Source organism: uncultured Romboutsia sp. (assembly GCF_958366745.1).
GTDB lineage: Bacteria > Bacillota > Clostridia > Peptostreptococcales > Peptostreptococcaceae > Romboutsia > Romboutsia timonensis.
In genome coordinates this window covers 1-8454 of record NZ_CATXCO010000095.1, presented here as the reverse complement: position 1 = coordinate 8454, position 8454 = coordinate 1, and the positions used below count along the sequence as shown (strand labels likewise).

The following is an 8454-nucleotide window of genomic DNA, read 5'->3' as shown; positions in this document are numbered from 1 at the left end:
ATTATATTCCTATTCATACTATTAAAAATAGTTTCTCAATATTCCAATATATAATATAAACTAAAAATAAATAACTTATATATATTTTGATTTTGTAAAATATATATAAGCTAACTATATTCTATAAGTTATCCATATCCTTTTATTTATTAATAATATTTTAATACCTGCTCAATAATTTATCTAACTTTTATTCTATATACCTGTAAATCATTTTATTATTATTTTTTCAAATGTTCATTATTTTAAATATTAACGCATATATTATTATAATGTAAGTACATACAATAAAATTCTATTTATATAAAATTTATTATAGGGGGTGAGATTTTTATGTTTAGCAGAAACATCAAATTTTTACAGGAATTATTATTTTTATCTGTAGGTTGCTTTTTTATGTCACTTTCCCTAAGTGTCTTTTTTGAACCTCACTTAATAGCACCTGGTGGTATAACTGGTTTATCAATTGTTATAAATTCAATTAGCGGTGTTCCTTTATGGGTACTTAACTTATGTTTTAATATTCCTCTTTTTATAATTGCTTACAAAATATTATCTAAAGAAGAAATCATAAAAACTTTACTTGGAGTTCTCTTACTTACTTTATGTCTAAATTTTACATCAAAACTAAGTAATATAAATGCTACAAATGACCCATTACTTGCATGTATTGTAGGATCTGTATTAAATGGAATAGGGCTTGGAATTATATTTAGAATCAATGGTACTACTGGAGGAACAGACTTAATTGGACTTTTAGTTAATAAATTTTTACCGTCTATAAGTATTGAAGTATTAATGGGGATAGCTGACTTTATAGTTATTTTCTTATCAGGTATAGTATCTAAGGAGATTGAAATAGCACTTTATTCTGGATTGGCTTTATTTCTTACAGTTAAAGTTACTGATTTTATAGTTGATGGATTTAATTATTCAAGATCATTTACTATTATATCTAACAAATCTGATGAAATTACTTATTCTATAATGGACAAACTTGAAAGAGGTGTAACTATTTTAAAAGGTGAAGGTGGTTATACTAAAAATGAAAAAGATATTATATTAGTAGTTGTTGCAAAGCGTCAAGTTGTAACTTTAAAGAAAATTATTAAATCTATTGATCCCTATGCTTTTATTATAGTATCTGATGTTCACGAGACCTTAGGCGAAGGTTTTTCTAATATAAATGTTTAATGTAAATGCCCTATAGTCTAGATAATAAGAATCTATCCTATAGGGCATTTAATATTAACCTCTTTGACGAGGTGTTGGGTTATTCATAGAATTATTATCGGTTGGAAGACCATATCTCATTTTTTCATACATAGGTTGAGTAGGAGCTATCCAAACTTTTCCTTCACCACTAAATGTATTTAAGAATCCTTCACCATTTATAGCTGAACCAAATAAACTTTTATCTGATTTTGTAACGCTAAAGTTTACACCTTTAGTTCTAGCTATAGCAAAGTTTCCATCTACCTTTAATTCTTGACCTTTACTTATTTCACATTCTACTATTTCTGACTTTGGTACACTACATTCAAGTATAACTACCCCTGAACCAGTTAATTCTATTTGAAATAATCCTTCTCCTCCAAGTAATGTTGATGAAATATTTTTTTGCATAACTCCTTTAACAGTTATATCCTCTGAACAACAATAAAACATTCCTTTATCAACGATTATACTTTCATCATTTAATTCCATTATTATATAATGTTTATATGATGGTTCTAAAAGAATCTCTCCACTTCCACTATAAGTAGGCTTTATAGCACTTTCATTTGTTATACTTCCTGAAACAGCCTTTTTAAAAAGACCTCCTACACCACCAATATTACTTTTAGATTGTATATTTCCTTTATAGTAATAAAGTGCTCCTGCTTCAGTTTTTACTGCACTATTATTTAACTTTATTCTTACTTGCTTCATTTTTAATCCAGCTTGACTTGCAAAAAATAGACCCATAGCTGTTTCTACATTTTGAGCTCCTTCTAGATTATTGTATGCTATTATTTCAAAATCTACACCATCATATGATATACTGTCGATTATACTTATCTTTTCATCTAATCTATTCATTTCAATCTCCTTATTATTTATCTATTAAAGCTTGAATCTTATAATTAAAATATTGTATATACATTATATCATATATCTCTTATTACTCAAAAATCAATATATTTATTATCTATTTATTAAATCCATTATTTTGTTGATTATTATTTTGCATATTTATATGTCTAGATGGTTGTATAGTTGATACTGCATGCTTATATATCATATTTTGTTGTCTTTTTTCGTCTTCTAACATTATTATATAACTATCAAACCCTTTTACTTGTCCATTTACTTTAACCCCATTCATTAAATATATTGTAACAGGTATTCTTTCTTTTCTAGCATTATTTAAAAATAAATCCTGTAAATTTATAGCTGTATTTTTCATTTGTATATATCCTCCCGATAATTTAATTGAAGTAGTAAAATTTACCATTCCTTTTATTATATTTTATATAATTTATAGCATTTTTTCAATATGCATAATTATATCATTTTTAAGTACTTGACTGTCACTATATTCATCTAAGTTAAACCACTTAGCATCGTCATATCTTCTAAACCAAGTTAACTGACGCTTTGCATACCTTCTTGAGTCTCTTTTTATTATGTCTATAGCCTCATCTAATGTATACTCACCATCTAAATATTTTATTATTTCTTTATATCCTATACCCTGCATAGATATCATATCTTTTGTATATCCCATTTTAAGTAAGTTTTTAACTTCATTTATTAAACCATTATCCATCATTATATCTACACGCTTATTTATTCTTTCGTATAGATGTTCTCTTTCTCTATTTAAAACTATTATTATAGGATTATATTTTTCATTAAACTTTAAGTCCTTAGAAAAATCATTCATCTTTTCTCCACTTAAACAAACTTCAAGAGCTCTTATAACTCTTTTAGTATTATTTTTATGGATTCTCTGTGCAGCTTCAGGGTCTAATTCTTTTAATTTATTATGCATATAGTCTATTCCATTTTCTTCAAGTTCTATTCTTAATTTTTCTCGAAGCTCATTATTTGCATCAGATTTTGCAAAATCCATATTATAAATTAATGAATTTAAATAAAGTCCAGTTCCTCCTGTTACTAAAACTTTTTTATTATCCTTATTTATTTTTTGTATATAATCATCTGCCCTTTTTTGAAACTCAGAAACTGAAAATACATAATCTGGAGTTACTTCATCTACTAAGTAGTGTTTTACTCCTTGCATTTCATCGATTGTTATCTTAGCACTTCCTATATCCATATATTTATATATTTGCATTGAATCTGCAGATATAATTTCAGCATTTAGCTCTTTTGCAAGGTCTATTGATAAGTTAGTTTTTCCAACTGCTGTTGGTCCTGTAAGTATTATAATTGGAATTTTTTTCATATTAATCCTCTCTAAACTACATAATTCGTTTGAACATTTTTTCTATTTCTGTTTTCGTTATTTCTACTATTGTTGGTCTACCATGAGGACATGTAAAAGGATTTTCACAAGTTTCAAGTTCATTAAGTAAACTTCTTATTTCCATACTTTGAATTCTGTCATTTGCTTTTATAGCTGCTCTACACGCCATAGATGCAAATTTTTCTCCTTTTAACTCATAGTTGTTTTTTATTTCTTCTATATTATCTATTATTTGTAGTATAAATTTTTCAGATTCAGGAACACCGAATATAGTTGGTACACATCTTATCATTATATGATTTTTACCAAATAATTCAATTTCAAAACCAAATTTCATAAATAAATCTAAATTATTTTCAACATGTAACATATCTATATTAGATAATTCAAGCACTATTGGATCTAGTAACATCTGCATATTTATACTAGATTTATAGAACTTGTCCATATATCTTTCATAAAGTATTTTCTCATGGGCTGCATGTTGATCAAGCAAATACATAGAGTTTCCTTTAGACAATATTATATAGGTATCAAATATTGTTCCTATAACATTATATCCTGCTAATGAAAACTTATTAGATGGAGTTTCTTCAAAAAACTGTTCTTGAATATTGTCCTCTATTTTTCCTATTTCTTTTGTAAATTTACTACTATATTCATCTTTATTTATATATTCACTACTAGACTTATAAGTTAAATTATTTTCTTCATACTCATTATCCTGATTATATAAGCTTTCTTGATATTCTTTTTCTTTATCTAACTTTTCTATATCTTCAATAGAAAAAGAATTTTCTAAGCTAATATTACCTTCTATTATATATTCAGAACTAGAATCTTCTTTTATTATCTTTATATTATCTAATTCATTTATATTAGCTGTTGATTTTTTCTCATATATATATTCTTTATCTTTTTCTGTGTTATTTTCACTTTTTATAATATCATTAAATGACATAAATGAATCTATTGGCCTTTCGTAATTTTTCTCAATTACTTTTATATCCTCAAACTCTTTATTTTTATATATGTTTTTACTTTGATTGCTATTTTCTTTTACTAAAATATTTTTAGTTTCTTCTTTTTTATCATATGTTTCATATTTTCCTATTAATGATACTGAGAGTAAAGTTTTTCTTAGTATATCTCTAAGTTCAATATACATTTCCTTTTCATTTTCAAATTTAACTTCAAGCTTTGTTGGATGTATATTTACATCTATACTAGCTGGATTTATAGTTAACTGTATAAAACATATTGAATGTTTATTGATAGGTATAATACCTTTATAAGCTTCACTTATAGCATCTAAAACTATCTTACTTTTTACAAATCTTTTATTTATATATATATGTTGTAAGTTTTTATTAGATCTATATATATTGTTGTTTCCTATATATCCACTTATCTTAAAATATTTGCACTCATAATTTATCTCTATTAAATTCTCACAAATTTCTTTTCCATATATACTTCTTATAACACTTAACAATTTGTTATCTCCTGGTGTTGTAAGCATAGATTTATTATTATTAACATATTTAAATTGAACATGTGGATTTCCTATTGCAAGTTTATTTATTAAATCACTTATATTTATAGTTTCAGCATGAGTTGATTTTAAGAACTTTTGACGAGCTGGTGTATTAAAAAATATATCTTTTATTATAATAGTTGTACCATTATGAGTTCCTACTGGCTCTTTAGATACTACCTTTCCACCTTCAACTATTACTTTAGTTCCTATAGGCTCATCCTTTGTTTTAGTTACCATTTCAAGTTTTGATACAGCACTAATAGATGCTAATGCTTCTCCTCTAAATCCAAGAGAATATAAATCATATAAATCATCTATATTTTTAATCTTACTTGTAGCATGTCTTAAAAATGATTTATCAACTTCACTAGATGCTATCCCACAACCATTGTCAGTTATTCTTATAAGTTTTTTTCCACCATCTTGTATATCTATAACTACTTTAGTACTTCCTGCATCAATAGAATTTTCTATTAATTCTTTAACTACAGAAGAAGGTCTTTCAACCACCTCTCCTGCAGCTATTTTATTTATAGTTAAATCATCTAGTATATTAATTCTATTCATATTGTCCTCCCCTTTTTCTAACGTATTAGCTTAATATATTTCGCTAATTTAAAATTAATTTTAGGGTTCTTCAACTCTTAATTGTTTTTAACTTTCTTTTGTAATGAATATAATGCATTTATTGCATCTAGTGGAGTCATATTAAGCAAGTCTAAGTTTAATATTTCATCCTTTAAATTGTTATCACCTATAGTGTCGAAACTCATTTGAGTTACTGCTATTTGTGAATTTGCTTCATTATCTTTAATTTTTTTAGATAAATCTTTATTTTCTATAGTTAATTTATCATTTTTAGATTTAATATCTTCATAGTTTTTAACTAAAGATTCATGTTCTAATTTTAAACTTTCGAATTCTTCTTTAAAGCTATTTTCTTTTAAATAACTTATTTCTTTTTCTAGTTTTGCTATATTCTCAATATATAATTTATCATTATTGCTTGATGAAATTTCTGCATTATTTATAGTTTCTAAAACTCTATCAATATCTTTATTTATAGCTACACTATTGTATATGTGATTTTTTTCTAAATCACTTAATATTTCTCTTGATCTATTTATAACTTCATCTGGAAGCTTTGCAAGTTTTGCAACATATATACCATAACTCTTATCCGCTCCAGTTGGTATTATTTTTCTTAAGAATATTATATTATCATCATCTTCTTTAACTGCTATAGAGTAGTTTTTAACTTCGCTAAATTCATTTTCAAGGTCAGTTAATTCATGATAATGTGTTGCAAATAATGTTTTACATTTTATTTTACTTTGAATATACTCAACTATCGACCATGCTAAGCTTATACCATCATAAGTACTTGTCCCTCTTCCGATTTCATCAAGTATTACTAGACTTTTATCTGTAGCATTTTTAAGTATATGAGACACTTCACTCATTTCAACCATAAATGTTGATTGCCCTTGAGATAAATCATCACTTGCTCCAACTCTTGTAAATATTCTATCAAGTATTGGTATATTTGCATATTCTGCTGGAACAAATGAACCAATATGTGCCATTAAAGCAATTACTGCTGTTTGTCTCATATATGTTGACTTACCTGCCATGTTTGGTCCTGTTATTATGTTTATTATATTTTCACCAGTATTTAAATAAGTGTCATTTGGAACAAAGTTTTCTTCTCCCACTATATTTTCAACTACTGGATGACGACCATTTTTTATATCTAATTTATCATCTTCATTTATATTAGGTCTTACATAATTGTTTATATAAGCTACAGTAGCTAATGATACAAATACATCTATATTTGCTATAGTTTTAGATACTTTTTGTATTCTATCTATATTTTTATATATTTCATTCCTTATATTTACAAATATTTCATATTCTAAAGACTTAATCTTTTCTTCAGCATTTAGTATTTTATCTTCTATTTCCTTAAGCTTAGGAGTTATAAATCGTTCTGCATTACTTAGTGTTTGCTTTCTTATATAAGACTCATCAATTTTAGCAGTATTTAAATTAGCTTTAGTTATTTCGATAAAGTAACCAAACACTTTATTAAATCCTATTTTAAGGGATTTAACACCAGTTTTTTCTCTTTCTTCATTTTCGATTTCTTTTATCATATATGCTCCGTTTTTAGAGATGTCACGAAGCTCTTTTAATTCTTCATTAAAATCTGATTTTATTATATTACCATCCTTTAATGTTATTGATGGTTCTTCAAGTATAGACTGATTAATAAGGTTGTATAAATCATTTAAATCATCTAAGTCTTTTATATACTCTTTAAGCATAGATGCACTTGATGAATTTATAGTATCTTTTAATATCGGTAATTTTTCTATAGAATTTTTAAGGTGAATCATTTCCTTTGGTGTTACTTTTTCAAAGGCAATTTTTCCACATATTCTTTCTATATCATATACATTTTTTAAGATTTCATTTAAGTCTTCACGAAGCATAAAGTCATCTTTAATTTCTTGTATAACATTTGATCTTTCATCTATTTTAACTTTATTAACTAATGGCTCTTCTACATACTTTCTAAGAAGTCTTCCCCCCATAGCAGTAGATGTTTTATCTAATACATGTAAAAGTGAACCTTTTTTCTTATTTCCTCTTATAGTCCCCGTAAGTTCAAGGTTAACTCTTGTAAACATATCAAGTACCATATATTCACTTGAGTTGTATATATTTATGTTATTTATATTTGATGTAACTTGCTTTTGAGTGTTAAATATATAGTTTAAAAGTATAGATAAGCTATATTTTATTAAATCTTTATCATCAAATTTTATATTGCTTAAATATTCATCGCTAAAATACTCATTAAGAATACTTTCATCTAAATATTTTTCGTCAAAACTTTCATTTATATATATATTACTTATTGTTGCTATATTTTGAAGTTTAGGTATAAAGTTTAAGTCATTTATTATTATTTCTGTTGGATGAACCTTAGCAATTTCTTCTACTATTTTATCAGTAGAAAGGTATGTTGCATTTGCTTCTCCAGTGCTTATATCAACATAAGTTAATCCACATAAATCACCTTTTATATATAGTGATAAAAGATAGTTATTTTTCTTATTTTCAAGTAAACTTCCTTCAAGTACAGTACCTGGTGTTACAACTCTTATAACATCTCTTCTTACTATACCTTTAGTTGTTTGTGGATCATCTAATTGTTCACCTATTGCAACTTTGTATCCTGCTTCTACTAATTTTGATATATATGAATTGGCACTGTGAAATGGTATCCCACACATAGGGGCTCTTTCTTCTAGGCCACATGATTTTCCTGTTAATGCTATTTCAAGTGTTTTTGAAGCTACTATAGCATCTTCAAAAAACATTTCATAAAAGTCTCCAAGTCTAAAGAATAATATACAGTCAGGGTATC

Annotated in this window: 6 protein-coding genes; 1 reads left to right on the top strand and 5 read right to left on the bottom strand. The window is 25.8% G+C overall.

From position 1 onward, the window contains the following. The first annotated feature begins 333 nt into the window (after nucleotides 1-333). Entirely contained in the window at nucleotides 334-1194 is an 861-nt protein-coding gene (locus Q5F54_RS07680; RefSeq protein WP_302334178.1) for a YitT family protein, read from the top strand. A gap of 54 nt (nucleotides 1195-1248) precedes the next feature. Here the strand turns inward: Q5F54_RS07680 and Q5F54_RS07675 are convergent, their stop codons facing one another. The 5 genes from Q5F54_RS07675 to mutS form a co-directional block, all read right to left on the bottom strand. After that, entirely contained in the window at nucleotides 1249-2082 is an 834-nt protein-coding gene (locus Q5F54_RS07675) for an AIM24 family protein (RefSeq protein WP_288306691.1), read from the bottom strand. A 109-nt stretch (nucleotides 2083-2191) separates the two neighbouring features. Beyond that, nucleotides 2192-2449: an RNA chaperone Hfq gene (gene hfq, locus Q5F54_RS07670; protein WP_071120158.1), complete on the bottom strand. Its 258-nt coding sequence runs from the start codon at nucleotides 2447-2449 to the stop codon at nucleotides 2192-2194. A 72-nt stretch (nucleotides 2450-2521) separates the two neighbouring features. Then, entirely contained in the window at nucleotides 2522-3454 is a 933-nt protein-coding gene (miaA, locus tag Q5F54_RS07665) for a tRNA (adenosine(37)-N6)-dimethylallyltransferase MiaA (RefSeq protein WP_288306690.1), read from the bottom strand. 16 nt (nucleotides 3455-3470) lie between these two features. Beyond that, nucleotides 3471-5582: a DNA mismatch repair endonuclease MutL gene (gene mutL / locus Q5F54_RS07660; protein ID WP_302334177.1), complete on the bottom strand. Its 2112-nt coding sequence runs from the start codon at nucleotides 5580-5582 to the stop codon at nucleotides 3471-3473. Between the two features lie 77 nt (nucleotides 5583-5659). Then, nucleotides 5660-8454, bottom strand: a 2795-nt coding sequence (gene mutS / locus Q5F54_RS07655) for a DNA mismatch repair protein MutS (protein ID WP_331562530.1), incomplete at its 5' end; no start/stop codon positions are given.

Bases quoted from the DNA above. Each gene is read 5' to 3' on its own strand.
- miaA (WP_288306690.1), bottom strand. From the start codon at position 3,454: ATGAAAAAAATTCCAATTATAATACTTACAGGACCAACAGCAGTTGGA.
- hfq (WP_071120158.1), bottom strand. From the start codon at position 2,449: ATGAAAAATACAGCTATAAATTTACAGGATTTATTTTTAAATAATGCT.
- Q5F54_RS07680 (WP_302334178.1), top strand. From the start codon at position 334: ATGTTTAGCAGAAACATCAAATTTTTACAGGAATTATTATTTTTATCT.
- mutL (WP_302334177.1), bottom strand. From the start codon at position 5,582: ATGAATAGAATTAATATACTAGATGATTTAACTATAAATAAAATAGCT.
- Q5F54_RS07675 (WP_288306691.1), bottom strand. From the start codon at position 2,082: ATGAATAGATTAGATGAAAAGATAAGTATAATCGACAGTATATCATAT.